Source organism: Kocuria palustris (assembly GCF_016907795.1).
GTDB lineage: Bacteria > Actinomycetota > Actinomycetes > Actinomycetales > Micrococcaceae > Kocuria > Kocuria palustris.
Genome location: NZ_JAFBCR010000001.1, coordinates 1,777,276 through 1,793,844, shown reverse-complemented (window position 1 = coordinate 1,793,844; position 16,569 = coordinate 1,777,276). Strand labels below are relative to the sequence as shown.

The following is a 16,569-nucleotide window of genomic DNA, read 5'->3' as shown; positions in this document are numbered from 1 at the left end:
CCGAAAGGACTCCTCATGGCGACATTCCGGGACATCAGCAGCCGATCCGCCTTCGCGGCGGAGATCGGGCGGGTCTCCGATCTCGGCTACCTCCGCGGCTGGGGCGACGGCACCTTCCGGCCCCTGAGCACCATCAAGCGCGACGCCATGGCCGCGGTGTTCCACCGCATGGCCGGCTCGCCGGACTTCACCGCGCCGGGGCGATCGCCGTTCACCGACGTGCGCCCCGGCCAGCAGTTCTACCGGGAGATGTGCTGGGCGCGGGAGCGCGGTCTGCTCAACGGCTGGAGCGACGGCACGTTCCACCCGCTGGACCCGATCGACCGCAATGCCACCTGCGCGCTGTTCTACCGCGCGGCCGGGTCTCCGGCGTTCGCCGCACCGGCTCGCTCGCCCTTCCGGGACCTCACGCCGCGCTCCGCGTTCTACAAGGAGATCTGCTGGGCCCGCAGCGTCGGGATCACCACCGGCTGGGCGGACGGGACCTTCCGCCCGCTGGAGTCCACAGCGCGCAATGCCATGGCGGCGTTCATCAGGCGCTTCGACCTGGCCGTGGGCTGAGGCCGCATGGGATCGTCGTCCGCATGACGACGAATCCCCTGACCTCAGCCGCCGTCGAGCAGCTGCAGTGGCACTGGCAGAACCTGCTGCGCCCGCGACTGGAGGGACTCACGGACGAGGAGCTCCTCTGGGACCCCACCGGCGATGACCAGCAGGCGTGGACGGTGCACTCCGCCGACGAGCAGCGCACCGCGCACCAGGCCGGGGCCGGTGACCTGGTCATCGACTTCGACCTCGTCGAGGGGCAGCCGCAGCCGTTCACGACGATCTCGTGGCGGCTGGGGCACGTGATCGTGGGCGTGCTGGCCGCGCGCAGCCACAGCCACTTCGACGGCCCCGAGGCCTCCTACGGCACGTGGGAGTTCGCGGGCACCGCCGACGAGGCCCTCGCCCAGCTCGATCGCGAGGTCGAGCGCTGGCTCGACGGCCTGCGCAGCGTGGACGACGAGCGCATGCAGCAGCCGTGCGGACCGGCCGAGGGCCCGTGGGGCGATCGGCCCTTCGCTGACCTGGCCCTGAACATCAACCGCGAGGTGATTCACCATCTGGCCGAGGTCGCGCTGCTGCGGGATCTCTGGGCCCATCGCGGCTGAGCCTGTTCAGCCCCAAGCACCAGGAGGCTCGCATGCCCTTCTTCACCCGCCAGGTCACCACCGAGCACGATGCGCTGGCCGCCTTTGCCGCCCAGCAGATCCGCCAGGTCGCCACGACACTCCAGGGCCTCGACGCCGAGCAGCTGCGCAGGACGCCCGCCACCAGCCAGATGAGCCTCGGCGGCATCGCCCGGCACTGCCTGTTCGTGGGCAATGAGGGGATCTTCGCCTCGCTCGATCCAGCCCGCGCCCGGACCCACGGCACCCGGGACTTCCAGGCCGGCGTCCCCTCCGCAGACGCGGTCCACGACGACGACACCGCCGAGTCCCTGATCACCGCCCTGCATGACATGGCCGCCTGGGTCGAGCACACGGTTCCGTCGGTGGACCTGGAGGCCCGCATCCCGGTTCCGGACAAGCCGTGGTTCCCGGATGACGTGGAGTCCTGGCCTGTGCGCTGGGTGGTGCTCCACGCGATCGAGGAGTACGCCCGCCATGCCGGTCATGCCGACATCCTGCGCGAGCAGATCGACGACAAGGGCGCCTACGAGCTCAACGCCCTGGCCGACGGCGAGCCGTGGGCCCCAGAGGACTGGGAAGCCTGAGGCTCAGCAGCCGACGCCGCCGGGGTTGTCGAAGCAGTCGTCGGCGTAGTTGCGCACGGTCGAGCGCCAGACGCTCAATGCGACGGGGTCGCTGCTGACCGTGCTGGTGCCGTCGACCGGCAGCCAAGGGCCGCCGCTGATCGAGTACTCGCCCGCGAACTCAGTGGTCAGCACCACCGACACGTCGCCGGTGTCGGCGTACTGGTGACTCGTATCGGTGGGCTCATCCCACGAGCCCGCAGGAAGCGGACCGCCGCTGAGCTCCGTGGGGCCGAAGGTCGTCCCATCGCCGTAGTCCCAGGTGAACGACACCGGGGTCACTCGCACCTGGACGGGGAAGCCCGCCAGTTCGGTGTCGAAGACCTGGTCCTCCGCTGAGGCGTACATGTTGGTGTGCAGACCCACGAGCGTGTCCGGCGCCGGCTCCACCGCGGTCACCGCCGGACTCACCTCGAGCCGACGGAGGTCCTCGACGGTGAAGACCGGCAGCGGCATGGGCTCATCGTCCTCAGGAAGCTGGTCCGAGGGTGAGCAGATGGGGTCACTCACTCTTGTCGTGCTGTCTCCTGAAACAGAGAACTCGACATAGAGGTTCTGCCCGGCCGACCCATCAGCCAATGTGCATGCCTCTTGCTCTGCGCAACCAGATTCACCTGGGGAGCCAGCACAGAGGTCAACCAAAGAGTAGTCCGCCGTTTCAACACTCGGCGCACCCCTATTCCCGTCCTCAAATTCACTCTGAGTTGAATACTGACGGAGAACCTTCTGGAAATGTTCGACATCCCCTGAAGAAACTATCTGCCCCGACGACCCTGGCGCATCTCCCGCGCTCGGGGAGTCGCCAGAGTTAGCCCTGGAAGCCTCAGGCCCTCTAGCACCCCCAGCGCTTGCCTCAAATCTTAACTCCACACCAGAGCCGACCGCATGCGCGCTGGAAACCTCAGCTTGTCCACGGAATCCGTCACGGCGAATCTCCCCATCGTCAGCCACGCCAGGGGTGCACGCCAAGAACGCCATCAGCGCAGTGCACGCCAACACCTCGAGTGGCCGTCTAACCATGATCTGTCCTATATAGCAACCGGGGTGGGCTGAATTAATATCCACATTCCGGCGGAATATTCCATATGGGCATAAATAGGTTCGCTGTCACCTGAGATAGGAGCGAACTCGTGGGCGACGCTTCCATCAGACTCCCAAATCGTCAGACCAGAATAATCCACTTCGGTTCGCGGAGCTGGATATCCAAATGAATCAACCGGCATGTCCTCGTCAATTATCCGAATGGTTTCCTGGCCCGAACTTGCCCAACCGCCTGAATCATACACTTCTTCTATGTCATTATACTCTTCCGTACATGATTCACATTCTTCCGCCGTGATCTCCCTGATCAGCGACGTATCCCCCGTCTGCCAGGCATATGCGCGCGTATCAGCGAGGTAATCGAGGAACGCCTGAGCCCCCTCGTAGCTCTCCTCATCGGCCAGCGTGGGCTTCTCCGGCTTGGGGACGTTCTGCGCAGGGCCGTCGGCGGAGGCCTCGACGTACTCTCCGTCGCTGCCTGGCGACTTGTCAGTCGCCGCCTCGGAGGAGGAAGAGGCCGCCTCGGAGGCCGTGCTGCTGGAGGCGTCGTCGGGGCCGTCGTCCGTCGGGGCGCAGGCCGTCAGCAGCACTGCTGCGACCATTGCGGTGGCAGGCAGGACGAGGGATCTCGCGGTCATCGGATGGCCTCCGGCTCGATGCCCCTGCAGTCTCAGGCGCATGACGACAAGTGCCGTGATCGTAGGCCGCAGTCACAGCGTCACGACAGGGGGTCGTCGAGACCTGTGGATGACCCGGACGAACGTGCGTCACAGCAGGTCACGGGTCGAATCTTCATGAACAGTCACGGCAGAAATCCGTCGCCTGCACCCATCGACCCGAGGCCATGCGGACCGCTAAAGTGACCGGCGCGTAGATCTCTTCTCGCGCCCCTCAAGCATCTGATCCCGGGCACTCGCCCCGCTTGAACAGGACTGCCGTGCGCCTCTCCTCCCCGCCGTCGTCGGCCTCGCGCGACGACGATGATTCGCTGCTGCGCCCCTGGCACAACAGCACGATCAACTCGTCGCGCCTGCTGCTGGCCCTCAAGGCGGCGCTGGCCTGCATGCTCGCCTACATGGTCGCCCCGTTCATGCCGGGCGTCGTGGCGCAGTACCCCTACTACGCCCCTCTGGGCGCGCTCGTGGCGATGTACCCGAGCCTCACGGGCTCGCTGCGCACTGCGGGGCAGACGCTTCTGGGACTGGGCGTGGGCATGATCCTGGCCCTGACAGTCCAGCTCATGCCGTGGCCGGTGGTCATCACCCTGTTCCCCGCCATCGCCCTCGGCGTCATCCTGGCGGGCGTCCGCAGGTTCGGGGCCGGGGCGGACTACATCCCCATCACGGCGCTGTTCGTGCTGGTGGTGGGCGGGCCCAACGCCGACAACTACTCGCTGGGCTACATCGTCCAGATGGCCACCGGCGTCACGATCGGCCTGATCGTGAACTACGTGGTGGCTCAGCCCGTCGACTTCCGCTCCGCGTCCCTGGAGCTGGGGCGGATCGAACGGCTGATGGTGTTCTACCTGCGCGACGTCGCCATGGAGGTCCGCACGCCCGGCTCCACCTCGCGCACCGACTGGGTGGAGGTCAACTACCAGCTCGCCTCGGTCGCCGCGGAGGTCCGCGGCGTCGTCGAGGCCACCGCCTCCACCGCCAAGGGCAACCCGCGCATGATGCTGCCCAACAAGAAGGGTCAGGACCCCGGTCTGGCCCGTCTGATCCGCGTGGAGCACGTCTCCTTCTACATGCGCGACCTCACCGACGCCCTGCGCAGGCTGTTCGCCGAGGACGGCTCCCACATGGTGGTTCCCGCCGACGTCTCCCGCGAGCTCGAGCGCACGCTGCGCGCCGTCGCCGAGGTCATGCGCGTGGCATGGAAGGTGGACACCGAGTCGTTCTCGACCATGACCACCTCCCTGTCGATCGTGCCGCTGAACCTGGACGACGAGGAGAAGGACGAGGTCCAGATCCTGGCCGCGCGGGCCCGTGCGCGGGTGAGCGATCTCTCGAACGTCCTGGAGAACCTCGAGATGCGCAACACCTGGGACCACTGGTGGCTGGTCACCGTGGGCACAGACCTGGAGCGTGTTCTGCAGGTGGTCACGACCCACGGCGCGTCGAACCCGCCGCCCAAGCCGCGCCGGTCGTTCCGACCGCGGCGCACCGCGCAGGGCAGTGGCACACAGCACGAGCGGCGCCTGCGCTGATAGCGCGTCCGGCACCGGGTCTAGAGTGGGGCGCACTTCTCAGCACCAGGAGGCCCCCGTGCACCAGCCCCACCCCGCGGAGCCGGGATCTGTCGCACCCGAATGGGTGCCGCACCCCGACAATGCGGTGATCGCGCGCAGCGGTCTCGAGAACTTCGAGAGGGTCTTCGGCCGCAGGCCGGAAGGCATCTGGCAGTCCCCGGGCCGCGCGAACCTCAACGGAGAGCACATCGATTTCCTGGGCGGGCGCTGCCTTCCGATGGCCCTGCCCTACGGAACGCTGGTGGCTGCAGCGCCGCGCACCGACGGCCTCCTGCGCATGCGCACCCTGGAGCCCACGCTGGACGAGGGGATCGTCGAGGTCCGCGTGGAGGACATCGGCCCGGGCCGTCCCGAGGGCTGGACCGGCTATGTGGCCGGCGCCCTGTGGGGCCTGCACGAGGTGGCGGAGTGCACCCCCGGGATCAGCATCCCCGAGGGCTTCGGAGCCGACATGCTGATCCGCTCCACTCTTCCCGTGGGCGGCGGCCTGTCGTCCTCGGCTGCGCTGGAGTGCGCCTCGATCCTCGCCTTCGCGGGGATGATCACCGGCTCCGACGAGCACGACGACGCCCGCCGCGCAGCCCTGGCCCACGCCTGCATGATGGCGGAGGTCCGCGTGGTGGGTGCCAACACCGGCGGGCTGGATCAGACCGCGAGCCTGCGTTCCCACGCCGGCCAGGTGGTCTCCCTGGACTGCCGCGACTTCTCGATCACCTACCGCTCGGCCGACGCGCTGCTGGATGGGCACCGGCTGATCGGCGTGGACACGCGCACGCCGCACTGGCTCGGCGGGCACGAGTTCTCCTCCCGCCGCCTGGACGCCGAGGCAGCCGCCCGATTCCTGGGCGCCGACCGCCTGCGGGACCTCCTGCCGGAGACACCGTCCCAGGACGACGTCGAGACCGTCCTGCGCCGCTGGGAGGATGCCGCGCCCACCGCCGAGCAGCTCGTGGGCCGCGACCCCGGCGACGCCTTCCGCCGCCTGCGCCACGCCCTCACGGAGATGCTGCGCTCCGAGCAGATCGACGCCGTGCTCGCCGGCGAGACGGGGGTTTCGGCCCCCTGCGCCGTCGGGCGGATCCTCACCAGCGGGCACGCCTCCATGCGCGACGACGCCGAGGCCTCGTTCGCCGCCGCCGACCTCATCGTGGACACAGCGCTGTCCGCCGGCGCCGACGGCGCACGGCTGATCGGCGGCGGCTTCGGCGGGTCGGTGCTCATGCTGGTCCCCGAGCAGAACGTGGAGGCGGTCACGGAGGCTGTGGCCGCAGCCGTCGTGAAGGCGCACCTGCCGAGCGTGCGCTTCCTGGACATCCAGCCGGCCGACTCGGGCCACCTGGTCTGCCGCGACTGCGTCGAGCTGGCCGGGATGGGTTGCAGCTGACACGCGGCGGCGCCGCCGACCATGATGGCCGACGGCGCTGCAGGGGATCGTCAGAGGATCAGCGGCGGTGGATCTGCTTCAGCTCACCGGCGGCGAAGGACTCCTCGATCTGCTCGAGGGAGCGCCCCTTGGTCTCCGGGACGAAGCACCAGAAGAAGAGCAGGCACAGCGCGCCCAGACCCGAGAAGAGGAAGAACGTCACGGTGATGCCGGTGGCCGAGACCACCTGCGGGAACAGCAGGGTCACTGTGGCGTTGGCCAGCCACATCATCAGCACCGAGATCCCGATGCCCGCCCCGCGGAACTTCAGCGGGAAGATCTCGGCCAGGATGATCCACGCGCCGAAGCCGATCGAGGCCTGCATGCAGCCCACGAACAGCACCACGAAGATCAGGATGAAGATCGCCCGCCCCAGCCCCTCGGGCAGCAGCAGGGCGCTCAGCCCGATCAGCAGGTGCATGGACGTGATGCCCGTGAAGCCGAAGATCATCAGCCGGCGTCGTCCCACGCGGTCGATCAGGGCCATGCCGGTGAGCATGCCGATCACGGCGATCACGCCGTTGGCCACGTTGGCGATCAGGGCGGCCGAGGACGAGAAGCCCGCCTGCTCCAGCAGCAGCGTGCCGTAGTACATGACGGAGTTGATGCCGGAGAGCTGCTGGGACACGGCCACGCCGATGCCGATCAGCAGCACGCGGCGCACCCAGGGCTCGGTGCGCAGAGTCGCCAGCCCGCCCTCGTGCTCAGCCGCATCGCGAGCGGCCAGCCCCTCGACCTCCACGAGCTCTGCCTTGGCGCGCTCCGGAGTGCGGACCCGCTCCAGGACCTTCAGCGCGGCATCGCGGTCGCCCTGGGCCAGCAGCCAGCGCGGCGACTCCGGCATGCGCAGCATCCCGAAGAACAGCGCCAGCGCCGGCAGCGCGGCCACGGCCAGCATCACGCGCCAGTGCCCGGGGACCTCGTAGAACGCGCTGCCGATGATCGCGTTGATCAGGAACGCCAGCAGCTGACCGACCGCGATCATGACCTCGTTGCGCCCGGACATGGCCCCGCGGCGCTCGGTGGGGGCCATCTCCGAGAGGTAGACCGGCACGGTGACCGAGGCTCCGCCCACAGCCAGGCCCAGGACCACGCGGAAGGCCACCATGACACCGGCTGTCGGGGCGAGCACGCAGCCCAGGGCGCCGACGAAGAAGAGGACCGCCATGGCCAGGATCGTGCGCCGACGTCCCCAGCGGTCCGAGCCGCGCCCGCCGATGATCGCGCCGACTGCGGCGCCGATCAGCAGCGACGACGTCACGACGCCCTGCTCCATCGGAGAGAGATCCAGCGCCCCGGGCTCCGACATGGGGCCCAGGGCGCCGTTGATCACGCCGGTGTCGTAGCCGAAGAGAAGGCCGCCGAAGGTCGCGACGACCACCAGCTTGTCCAGGAAGCGCGAATGCTTCCCGGACGTCAGGGGAGGCAGGCCCGTCCCCTGCGCCCGACCGGTTCGCACCTGACTCATTCCCAATCCTCCGCGACCCCGCGGGACCTCCATGTCCCGCGTCTTCGGAGACTGACACTAGCCCGATCCTCGAGATGGCACGCACCGGGGCCGGTCCCTGCATGGCAGACGACGGCCGCGAACGAGCTTCCAGCTCGCTCGCGGCCGTCGTCGTGACCGTGCGCCTTCTGCAGGCGCCCTGATCAGGAAGCGGAGATAGCCTCCGCGATCGGGGTGTCGCCGTCCACGAAGTTGATCTTGCGCCCGATCGTGGTGTCGTCCGACAGGACCGCATGGGCCACAGCGGCGACGTTGGCGCGCGAGGTGTCGGCGTTGTCCGGCTGCTGGCCCTCGGGCAGCACGGTGATCTTCCCGGAGGCGTCGTCGAGGGTCAGCATGCCCGGGCCCAGGATGGTCCAGCGCAGCGAGGACTTCTTCAGGTGCTCATCCGCCTGGGTCTTGCCCTCGGCATAGGCGAAGAAGTCGTCGGATTCGTCCACGCCGTGATCCGGACCGGCGCCCAGGTAGGACACCATCACGTACCGGCCCACGCCGGCCTTCTCGGCGGCGTCCATGGTGCGGATCGCGGCGTCGCGGTCCACCGCCCAGGTGCGCTCGGGGTCGCCGCCGCCGGCGCCGGCGGACCAGATGACGACGTCCACGCCCTCGAACTCGTCCGAGAGCTGCTCGGTGGACAGCTGCTGGACATCGAGGACCTTGGCGGTGGCCCCGGTCTGCTCGATGTCCTCGACCTGGTCCTGGCTGCGGATCCACGAGGTGACCTCGTCGCCCGCCTCGACCAGCAGGGGAGCCAGCCGCAGCGCGACCTTGCCGTGGCCGCCGATGATCGCGATGTTCGTCATGATCTGCTCCGTTTCCCGGGGGCGGTTCGAGACCCGTCCCCGTCCTCGAGTGATGCCTCCATCATGCCTCCGCCCCTCGCCGCGATGAAGGGTGTTCGCCGACGGCCGCACCACCCCTTCGCGAGCGTGACGTGCTCGGTCGTCATGTCCGTGCTCGAGTGCGGCATCAGGGGTGATCGGGCGGCAGGATAGGCGCATGTCCTCCCTCACCTCCCCCGGACGTCGTCGGCCCCTCGCCGCCCTCGCCCTGGCCGTCGGACTCGCCCTGAGCGCGCGCGCCGGACGGTGCACAGCCCTGCCGTCGGAAAGCACTCGTGTGTAGGCTCGGCGCCGTGACTGATCAGACGCATGACGATGCCCAGCTCGACGCCGTCCGCTCCGGCTACGCCTTCTCCGGACCAGCCCTGAACCTGGGGGCCGCGGTCTCCGGCGGCACCCCGGTCCCGGACGCGCAGGTCGGCCTGCCCCTGGGTTCCATGAACCGCCACGGGCTGATCGCGGGAGCCACCGGCACGGGCAAGACCAAGACCCTGCAGGCCATGGCGGAGCAGCTCTCGGAAGCCGGGGTCCCAGTCTTCCTCTCGGACATGAAGGGCGATCTCTCCGGGCTGGCGGCGGAGGGCCAGCCCAGCGACAAGATCACGGAGCGCGCCCGCAGCATCGGCCAGGAGTGGACTCCCACGGCCTCCCCGGTCGAGTTCCTGGCCCTTGGCGGCGAGGGCAGGGGCGTTCCGATCCGCACCACGGTGACGTCGTTTGGCCCGGTCCTGCTGTCCAAGGTCCTGGGTCTCAACGGCACCCAGGAGTCCGCCTTGGGGCTGATCTTCCACTACGCCGACCAGGCCGGTCTGGCGCTGCTGGACCTCAAGGACCTGCGCGAGGTCATCATGTTCCTCACCTCGGAGGAGGGGAAGGACGAGCTGGACGGCATCGGCGGCGTCTCCAAGCAGACCGCCGGTGTGATCCTGCGCCAGCTGACCACGTTCGCCAACGGCGGCGCGGAGGTCTTCTTCGGCGAGCCCGAGTTCGACACCCGCGACCTGCTGCGCAAGGCAGAGGACGGCCGCGGCATCATCTCCTGCCTCGAGCTGCCGGGGGTGGCCAGCCGCCCCGAGCTGTTCTCCACGTTCCTGATGTGGCTGCTGGCGGACCTCTTCCAGGACCTGCCGGAGCTCGGCGATCCCGAGAAGCCGGAGCTGGTGTTCTTCCTCGACGAGGCCCACCTGCTCTTCGACAACGCCTCCAAGGCATTCCTGAGCGCGATCGAGCAGACGGTGCGCCTGATCCGCTCGAAGGGCGTGGGCATCTTCTTCGTGACCCAGACCCCCAAGGATGTGCCCGGCGACGTCCTCGGCCAGCTCGGCAACCGCGTCCAGCACGCGCTGCGCGCGTTCACCCCGGACGACGCCAAGGCCCTCAAGGCCACGGCTCGCACCTACCCCAAGTCCGAGTACGACCTCGAGGAGCTGCTGACCCAGCTGGGCACCGGCGAAGCGATCGTGACCGTGCTCTCCGAGACCGGCGCGCCCACCCCCGTGGCCTGGACCCGGATCCGCACGCCTCGCAGCCTCATGGCCACCGCCCCGGGGCAGGTCTTCGACTCGGTGATCTCGTCCTCGCAGCTTGCGCCGAAGTACTCGGAGGCCGTGGACCGCGAGTCCGCCTACGAGATCCTCACGGCCCGCCTGCAGAAGGGCCAGGACCAGGAGGCGCCTTCGTCTCAGGACGACGACCGTCCCGCCCGCGAGGCGACGCCGCAGACGGAGCGCCGCGACGATGACCGTCACGACCGCGGCGACGGCGGCGGCGGCTTCCTGGACAACCCCGCCGTCCGCTCGATGATGCGCTCGGCCGGCACCGTCCTGGGCCGGGAGATCACGCGCACGCTGTTCGGCACCGCGCGGCGGCGCCGCTGATCAGGAGGAGCCGTCGGCCTGCCCGGGCGTCGTGAGCTCTCCGTCGCTCACGCCGAACCGGCAGCTGGCGGCTCGCTGGGCGATGCCCGGGGCGTCCGCATCCTCCTCGAGCAGGATCAGCGTGTGAGTGCCGTCGGCGACCCCGCCCAGGCGGGCTCTGCCGTCGTCGTCGACCCGTCCGCTGCCCTGCTGCCCCGGGCCTTCGAGCCACCACTGCTCCGGGCCCGGTGCACCCTCCTGCTCGGCGAGCACTGCCACCGCGCTGCCCTCATCGATCTCGAGCTCCTCGAGAGACAGCCCTCTCGACTGATCGAGCGCCGGATCGCTGATCACGCCGCCGCTCTCGCCGACGACGACCCGCGAGCTCGCCAGCCCGGAGATGCGGCCGGAGGAGTCCACGGACACCAGTCCGACCGCGTACTCGCCCTCCTCGAGAGCCTCGGTGTGCGCGATCCCGCCGGTGAGCACCTCGGTGCGCACGATCTCGCCGTCGTCCAGATCGGCGATGCGCACATGCACGCCAGGCGGCAGCTCGCGGAGAGGGATGTCGCCGTCGGGCGCGTCCTGCGCCTCGTCGGAGGGCTCGGTGCGCAGCGCCGAGCCCCCGATGCCAGCGGTCGTGATCGTGAGCTGATCGCTGTCCGAACCGGCCGTGACCTGGACGTCCATGGCTGCGGGCGACGAGCACTGCGCGCCCTGCCCGCCCGACGGCGAGCTGCTGCCCGCCGAGCATCCGCTCAGCATCATCGCGGCCGCCCCCGTGAGCGCCAGCACCGCTTGCCGCCCCGACCTTGTCACCGGACTGCCCCCCGCTGCTCCTGCCATGTCCCCCTACCGTCCTGCCGCGAAGTCCCGCAGTCTCTGTAAGCTGCTCAGCTGCAGCACGTGCTCGGACTCCTGGCCCTCGTAGAAGATGATGTCCATCTTCGCGACCCCCGGAGCAGCGATGGCAGCCACCAGGTCACGCCGAGCCCTCTCGCCTTCGTCGCTGTAGATCCACTCCCAGACATCGGAGCACATCCGCGACGGCGCGGCGCCGGGCACGGAGAGCTCGATGCGCGATCTCGGCCCACCTGGCCCGGGGATCGGCCGCACCAGCACCTGATCTGCCGGGGCATCGAGCTGCATGACCTGACCCCGCAGAACCGCGATCAGCTCCTTCGACGCGCTGCCGAGCAGCGTGCCGACGGTCTCGACCCACACCGAGGCATGGGTGAGCAGGCGGGAGAACCGGCTGCGCTCGTCGAGGGCATCGAACCACAGGCCGATGCTGCCGGGCCCCAGCTCCCTGTGCTCGACCTGCAGGCGCAGGCGCCTGACCGTGCGCTCGGCCTGCTGTGCATGGACCACGGCGTCGAAGGCTGCGGCGAAGATCCGGGCGATCCCGGCTCGGGAGCGCTCGATCGTGGCGGACTCCACGTGCGCCGGCTGCCCCTGCTGATCGAGCACGCGGATGCTCACTCGCCAGGCGGTGGGACTGTCGGTGAGGTAGAGGTCATCTGCCCGCTGACCGGGAGTCATGGGCCGGGGCCTTCGGGTCTGGGACGATGGGGCCGCCGGCTGCGGCAGCTCCCGGAGGGGTCCAGTCAGGGTATCCACCGGCCGCTGCAACAGGCTGCCCGGAGCCCTCGAAGGCCGTCCCCGCTAATGGCGACAGACGATCTCTGCATTCTGTGTCCGCCCAATGGAGCCCAGATGAGAAGAGAGCCGCTCGGCGCCAGGCTCTGGCGTCGAACGGCTCTCTGTCTGTCCCCCTCCCGCACCGATTCGCTCCAGATGGACGACGCACCACCACCGTCCTCCCGGTGCGGGAAGCTCCAGCGGCGCGAACCCTCCAGTCGACGCCGCTGCCCTCGTTGCCGAGGTGATGACTACTCAACACCGCGCACCTGAAGCAGTCCTGGACTCGACTTGCACCCCGGCGGGGGAAGCACTGGGGATTGCCTGAACACCGCATTCGGCCCCGATGTGATCGGCGGCACGGCCTTATCGCCGAATCGGAGGTGAATTCTTGCCCTCGGCCCTCCGCACCGTGTCCGACTCGTGTACCGTCGATACTAGTTGTCGTACGACCCCCGCTTTTGACGGGACCACTGCCGCGCACCCAGCGGTCGACGTAGTCCACTCGGATGTAGTCATGTGGAGCACGACGGCACGCGAGCACCGAGAGTCGGTGCTTCGCCACCGTTCCGGAAGGATCGACCAGAACAATGCAGACCGGCACCGTCAAGTGGTTCAACGCCGACAAGGGCTTCGGCTTCATCAGCCCCGATGACTCCCAGCAGGACGTCTTCGCTCACTTCTCCGCCATCAACGGCAACGGCTACCGTTCGCTCGAGGAGAACCAGCGCGTGGAGTTCGAGGTCCAGGAGGGCCCCAAGGGCCTCCAGGCCGCGAACATCACCGTGATCAACTGATCACCTGATACTTCGCTGAAGGCGCCCGGTGCGATCGCACCGGGCGCCTTCAGCATTCCCGGATCGCGCACTGCGCGCTCGACGGCCGCGTCCCGCGGCCGGACCAGCCGCAAGCCGGGTGACGCGGGATACGCTGGGTCCAGAAGCCGGGCGGCGACGCCCCGGCCCACACGTCAGCCCCACGAGCACAGAGGAGTCCCACGTGCCGCACAACTCCATCCCCGGACACGGCGAGTTCCACGAGACCCCCGCAGCCGGCACCCCCACGGCCATCGCCGCTCAGCACGCCGGCACCACTGCCGACGCCTTCGCGGCCGAGCACGGCCAGCCCGCGATCTCGGATCCGAATGCCGCAGCCCGCGGCTCCCTGGGCGATGACCGCTCCGACGCAGGCTCCGCCGACCGCCGCGGCGGGCGCCGCCGTGCCGGCCGCAGCCCCTGGTACGACGACGACCGCTTCGGCCTGGCCGTCTCGGGCATCGTGATCATCGGCGGGCTCGTGGCTGCCTGGTACGTCCACCGCGCCGACGAGGACTGAGGCCGCAGACGCGCTGCTCGCAGCAGCGCCCGAAGGGGGCGCCGGCAGATGCCGGCGCCCCCTTCGTCGTCCCCGCCCCCTCCAGCCCGCAGGCTCAGGCAGATCTCAGAGCAGCGGTCGCAGGGGAGCCAGCGCCCACTCCCCCATCCAGGCCAGCGGATGACGCTCGTCCCACTCCTGCTTGGTGATCCGCCAGCAGTTCTCGCTGTCGAACTCGAAGATCCGCTCCATCACGGCCGCGAGGTCGTGGTCGACGATCTCGATGTTGACCTCGTAGTTGAAGCTCAGGGACAGGCGATCGATGTTCGCGGTGCCGATCGTGGACCAGACGCCGTCGATGGTGGCGGTCTTGGCGTGGATCATGGCGTCCTTATAGAGCAGGACGGTGATGTCCTCGCGCAGCAGCTGCGCGTAGAACCCGCGCGAGGCCCAGTCGGCCAGGACGTGATTCGAGTCCATGGGGAACATCAGACGGACGTCCACGCCGCGGTTCCGGGCGCGGATCAGGGCATCGAGGATCTGCTGGTCCGGGATGAAGTAGGCCGTGGAGATGTAGATGGACTTGGCCGCCTGGTCGATGGCCTGCAGGTACATGTTGCGGATGGGGTAGACGCGGCGCACGGGCATGTTGGTCAGCACCCGGATCCGGGACTCCCACTCCACCGGATCAAGACGGGCGATGGGCTCGCAGCCCCCGCGCCGCACCGCGATCGAGTTCCAGGAGGACACGAACGCCTGACGCAGCAGCCACGAGTCCGCGCCGCTGATCTTGAGGTGGGTGTCCCGCCACTCGGTGGCGTACGTGGAGCCCAGGTTGTAGCCGCCGACGTACGAGTACTCGTCGTCCACGATGAGCAGCTTGCGGTGGGTGAGGCCGCTGGAGCGCAGGGGGGTCACGAGCAGCTGCGGGCGCACCACGGGGAAGCGGTAGTGCTCGACTCCCGGTCCGAACCGGTAGAACCGCGGGTCCACGACCATGTTGCCGACGCCGTCGTACATCACCTTCACGTCCACACCGCGAGCGCCTGCGCGGTTGAGGGCATCCAGGAAACGCTTGCCGTAGTCATCGCTCTTCCAGAGGTAGGTCTCCAGATACACCGTGCGCTCGGCGGCATCGATCGCGGCGATCATGTCGTCGTAGAGCTCCGCGCCGAAGGTGAAGACGTCCATGTCCGAGCCGGCGACGTCGGCGGCGTAGTGCCCAGGCTTGGGGAAGCCGGAGCGGGTCTTGCGACCGCGCTTCTTCACGGCGTCGTAGCCGACCAGGGTCGCGATGGTGGTGAACTGGACGCCCACCACGCCGACGGCAGCTCGAGTGGCAGTCGTGGTGATGGCTCGTCGCAGCGGCTGGGGGATTCGTCGGAGCATGGTCCAGAGCCTACGCGAGCCGCGCTGCGAGGATCGTGGGAGGATGGCCCCCGTCCTCCCCGCCCCTTGTGAGTGGGCACTCGAGCCCTAGGGAACCGCCAGCGTGACCCGTTCCGTGACCCTCCAGCAGCCCCGCCTCACGGTGCTGCACGTCATCCGGCGAGCGGTCATGAAGCTCATCTACATCCAGGTGTGGGACCAGGCGGCGTCCATGACGTTCTTCCTGCTGCTGTCGATCGCCCCGCTGCTGATCTCGCTGGTCTCGATCATCAATCTGCTGGGACTCGAGGAGTCCGTGCTGCGCGGAATCGTCGACCTGGTGAGCGTGCTCTTCCCGCCCGTGGACCCCGGCGCCCTGACCGACGCGCTGCACTCCCTGAACCCCGATGGCGGCACCGTGGCCGGAGCCGTCCTGGGATTCATCGGCACGCTGATCGCGGCGTCGAACTCCGTGGCGGCCTTCCACCGCTCCATGCACCGCATCTACGACACCCGCGAAGGCCGGCAGTTCCTGCCGTTCCGCACGATCGTGTTCTTCGAGACCATCGCGCTGCTGGTGGCCGTGGCGGCCGCGGCTCTGCTGATCACGGTCGGCGGGGACATGGCGGCGGCGCTCGGCCAGGCGCTGGGCTTCGACGAGACCGTGGTGGCCGCCTGGAACCTCCTGCGCTGGCCGCTGCTGCTGTTCGTGCTCGTGGTCTACGTCAACGTCGCCTACCACATGGGCCCCAACGTGGAGCTGCCGCGGTTCGGGATCATGAGCGCCGGGTCGCTGGTGAGCGTGGGCGCCCTGTTCGCGATGGCCGTGCTGCTGGGCTGGCTGAGCTCGCTGGCCGGAACCGTGGACGCGCTGCTGGGCACCCTCAACGGCGTGACGATCCTGCTCGTGCTCGCCTGGTTCGCAAGCATCGTGCTGATCGCCGGGGCCGCCCTGGATGCAGAGCTGCTGCGCGCCCGCCAGCTGGCGATCGGGCTGCGCGCCTGGGATCGCATCGACCTGCGCCCCCGCAACCGCTGGACCCTGGACTTCCTGCGCGAGGACCGCCGGATGGCTGGCAAGCTCGGGCGGATCGTGGCCGACAGCGCCCTGGACGATCTGCCGCGGCGGCTGCCCCGGTCGCTGTGGCTCACCGAGGCGGACAGCGCCTTCGCGGTCACCGGCACCCCGGCCATGCAGGAGCGGCTGCGGGAGGCCGCCGATGAAGAGCGCGCCAGGGAGGCCTCCGCCGAGGCCGAGGACTCCTCGGCCCAGGCCTTCCGCGTGGCCCTGGTCCACAGCTGGGCAGAGCTGCGATCGGCCACCGGCCGGGCCGTGCACCGCGGCGGCTCCACCGCTGTGGGGGCGCTGCAGCACCAGCTCGAGCGACGACGTCGCGGTGCTGAATCCAACACCGCAGCGGAGTCGTCACCCGAGGTGTCCGTCTCGGAGGCTCGACCGGCAGACGACGACGCCCCGGCCGCTGCCGAGGGGCAGGGACCGGGACGTCGGGGCTGAGCGCCGCTCAGC

The 16,569-nt window shown here is 69.2% G+C and carries 16 protein-coding genes; 9 read left to right on the top strand and 7 right to left on the bottom strand.

The annotated features are described in order from the left end of the window. Window positions 1–15: 15 nt before the first annotated feature. From JOE55_RS08025 to JOE55_RS08015, 3 genes are read left to right on the top strand one after another with little or no spacing between them, the layout of a single operon-like run. Window positions 16–561, top strand: a complete 546-nt coding sequence (locus JOE55_RS08025; RefSeq protein WP_204782577.1) for an S-layer homology domain-containing protein — start codon at window positions 16–18, stop codon at window positions 559–561. 23 nt (window positions 562–584) lie between these two features. Further along, window positions 585–1,154, top strand: coding sequence for a DinB family protein (locus JOE55_RS08020; RefSeq protein ID WP_204782576.1), 570 nt, complete (start codon window positions 585–587; stop codon window positions 1,152–1,154). Between the two features lie 32 nt (window positions 1,155–1,186). Beyond that, window positions 1,187–1,759: a mycothiol transferase gene (locus JOE55_RS08015; protein ID WP_204782575.1), complete on the top strand. Its 573-nt coding sequence runs from the start codon at window positions 1,187–1,189 to the stop codon at window positions 1,757–1,759. A gap of 3 nt (window positions 1,760–1,762) precedes the next feature. Here the strand turns inward: JOE55_RS08015 and JOE55_RS08010 are convergent, their stop codons facing one another. Together JOE55_RS08010 and JOE55_RS08005 are read right to left on the bottom strand one after the other, a co-directional pair. Continuing rightward, a complete protein-coding gene (locus tag JOE55_RS08010) occupies window positions 1,763–2,308 on the bottom strand; it encodes a hypothetical protein (protein ID WP_053446706.1) in 546 nt (181 codons plus the stop codon). A 518-nt stretch (window positions 2,309–2,826) separates the two neighbouring features. Further along, window positions 2,827–3,441: a DUF6318 family protein gene (locus tag JOE55_RS08005; RefSeq protein WP_204782574.1), complete on the bottom strand. Its 615-nt coding sequence runs from the start codon at window positions 3,439–3,441 to the stop codon at window positions 2,827–2,829. 335 nt (window positions 3,442–3,776) lie between these two features. On the opposite strand from JOE55_RS08005, the gene JOE55_RS08000 reads away from it, so the two are divergent. Both JOE55_RS08000 and JOE55_RS07995 read left to right on the top strand, forming a co-directional pair. Continuing rightward, window positions 3,777–5,048, top strand: coding sequence for an FUSC family protein (locus JOE55_RS08000; protein ID WP_204782573.1), 1,272 nt, complete (start codon window positions 3,777–3,779; stop codon window positions 5,046–5,048). Window positions 5,049–5,106: 58 nt separating this feature from the next. Beyond that, complete coding sequence (locus tag JOE55_RS07995) at window positions 5,107–6,474, top strand: galactokinase family protein (protein WP_204782572.1); 1,368 nt, start codon at window positions 5,107–5,109, stop codon at window positions 6,472–6,474. A 58-nt stretch (window positions 6,475–6,532) separates the two neighbouring features. On the opposite strand, the gene JOE55_RS07990 is transcribed toward JOE55_RS07995, so the two are convergent. Both JOE55_RS07990 and JOE55_RS07985 read right to left on the bottom strand, forming a co-directional pair. Beyond that, entirely contained in the window at window positions 6,533–7,981 is a 1,449-nt protein-coding gene (locus JOE55_RS07990) for a sugar porter family MFS transporter (protein ID WP_204782571.1), read from the bottom strand. A gap of 182 nt (window positions 7,982–8,163) precedes the next feature. Continuing rightward, window positions 8,164–8,823 carry an SDR family oxidoreductase gene (locus tag JOE55_RS07985; protein WP_040560767.1) on the bottom strand — a complete coding sequence of 220 codons (660 nt, stop codon included), beginning with the start codon at window positions 8,821–8,823 and terminating at the stop codon, window positions 8,164–8,166. Window positions 8,824–9,155: 332 nt separating this feature from the next. Here JOE55_RS07985 and JOE55_RS07980 point away from each other — a divergent pair, with 332 nt between their 5' ends. After that, the gene (locus JOE55_RS07980) at window positions 9,156–10,739 is read left to right on the top strand and encodes a helicase HerA-like domain-containing protein (protein ID WP_338125462.1); all 1,584 of its coding nucleotides are present in this window, start codon (window positions 9,156–9,158) and stop codon (window positions 10,737–10,739) included. Here the strand turns inward: JOE55_RS07980 and JOE55_RS07975 are convergent, their stop codons facing one another. Together JOE55_RS07975 and JOE55_RS07970 are read right to left on the bottom strand one after the other, a co-directional pair. Beyond that, window positions 10,740–11,486 (bottom strand): hypothetical protein, encoded by a 747-nt coding sequence (locus tag JOE55_RS07975; protein WP_204782569.1) that lies wholly within the window; start codon window positions 11,484–11,486, stop codon window positions 10,740–10,742. An 84-nt stretch (window positions 11,487–11,570) separates the two neighbouring features. After that, window positions 11,571–12,260, bottom strand: a complete 690-nt coding sequence (locus JOE55_RS07970) for a hypothetical protein (RefSeq protein WP_204782568.1) — start codon at window positions 12,258–12,260, stop codon at window positions 11,571–11,573. Window positions 12,261–12,949: 689 nt separating this feature from the next. On the opposite strand from JOE55_RS07970, the gene JOE55_RS07965 reads away from it, so the two are divergent. After that, window positions 12,950–13,156: a cold-shock protein gene (locus JOE55_RS07965; protein WP_006214589.1), complete on the top strand. Its 207-nt coding sequence runs from the start codon at window positions 12,950–12,952 to the stop codon at window positions 13,154–13,156. Between the two features lie 202 nt (window positions 13,157–13,358). Beyond that, a complete protein-coding gene (locus JOE55_RS07960) occupies window positions 13,359–13,694 on the top strand; it encodes a hypothetical protein (RefSeq protein WP_024289385.1) in 336 nt (111 codons plus the stop codon). 105 nt (window positions 13,695–13,799) lie between these two features. Here JOE55_RS07960 and JOE55_RS07955 read toward each other — a convergent pair whose 3' ends face one another. Beyond that, on the bottom strand, window positions 13,800–15,062 hold the full coding sequence (locus JOE55_RS07955) for a phospholipase D-like domain-containing protein (RefSeq protein ID WP_239546533.1): 1,263 nt from the start codon (window positions 15,060–15,062) through the stop codon (window positions 13,800–13,802). A gap of 103 nt (window positions 15,063–15,165) precedes the next feature. Here JOE55_RS07955 and JOE55_RS07950 point away from each other — a divergent pair, with 103 nt between their 5' ends. Beyond that, window positions 15,166–16,557: a YhjD/YihY/BrkB family envelope integrity protein gene (locus JOE55_RS07950; protein WP_204782567.1), complete on the top strand. Its 1,392-nt coding sequence runs from the start codon at window positions 15,166–15,168 to the stop codon at window positions 16,555–16,557. The last annotated feature ends 12 nt before the right edge of the window (window positions 16,558–16,569 follow it).

Coding starts and splice junctions, on each gene's coding strand:
- JOE55_RS08025 (WP_204782577.1), top strand. CDS start 16: ATGGCGACATTCCGGGACATCAGCAGCCGATCCGCCTTCGCGGCGGAG.
- JOE55_RS08020 (WP_204782576.1), top strand. CDS start 585: ATGACGACGAATCCCCTGACCTCAGCCGCCGTCGAGCAGCTGCAGTGG.
- JOE55_RS08015 (WP_204782575.1), top strand. CDS start 1,187: ATGCCCTTCTTCACCCGCCAGGTCACCACCGAGCACGATGCGCTGGCC.
- JOE55_RS08005 (WP_204782574.1), bottom strand. CDS start 3,441: ATGGTCGCAGCAGTGCTGCTGACGGCCTGCGCCCCGACGGACGACGGC.
- JOE55_RS07990 (WP_204782571.1), bottom strand. CDS start 7,981: ATGAGTCAGGTGCGAACCGGTCGGGCGCAGGGGACGGGCCTGCCTCCC.
- JOE55_RS07985 (WP_040560767.1), bottom strand. CDS start 8,823: ATGACGAACATCGCGATCATCGGCGGCCACGGCAAGGTCGCGCTGCGG.
- JOE55_RS07975 (WP_204782569.1), bottom strand. CDS start 11,486: ATGATGCTGAGCGGATGCTCGGCGGGCAGCAGCTCGCCGTCGGGCGGG.
- JOE55_RS07970 (WP_204782568.1), bottom strand. CDS start 12,260: ATGACTCCCGGTCAGCGGGCAGATGACCTCTACCTCACCGACAGTCCC.
- JOE55_RS07965 (WP_006214589.1), top strand. CDS start 12,950: ATGCAGACCGGCACCGTCAAGTGGTTCAACGCCGACAAGGGCTTCGGC.
- JOE55_RS07955 (WP_239546533.1), bottom strand. CDS start 15,062: ATGCTCCGACGAATCCCCCAGCCGCTGCGACGAGCCATCACCACGACT.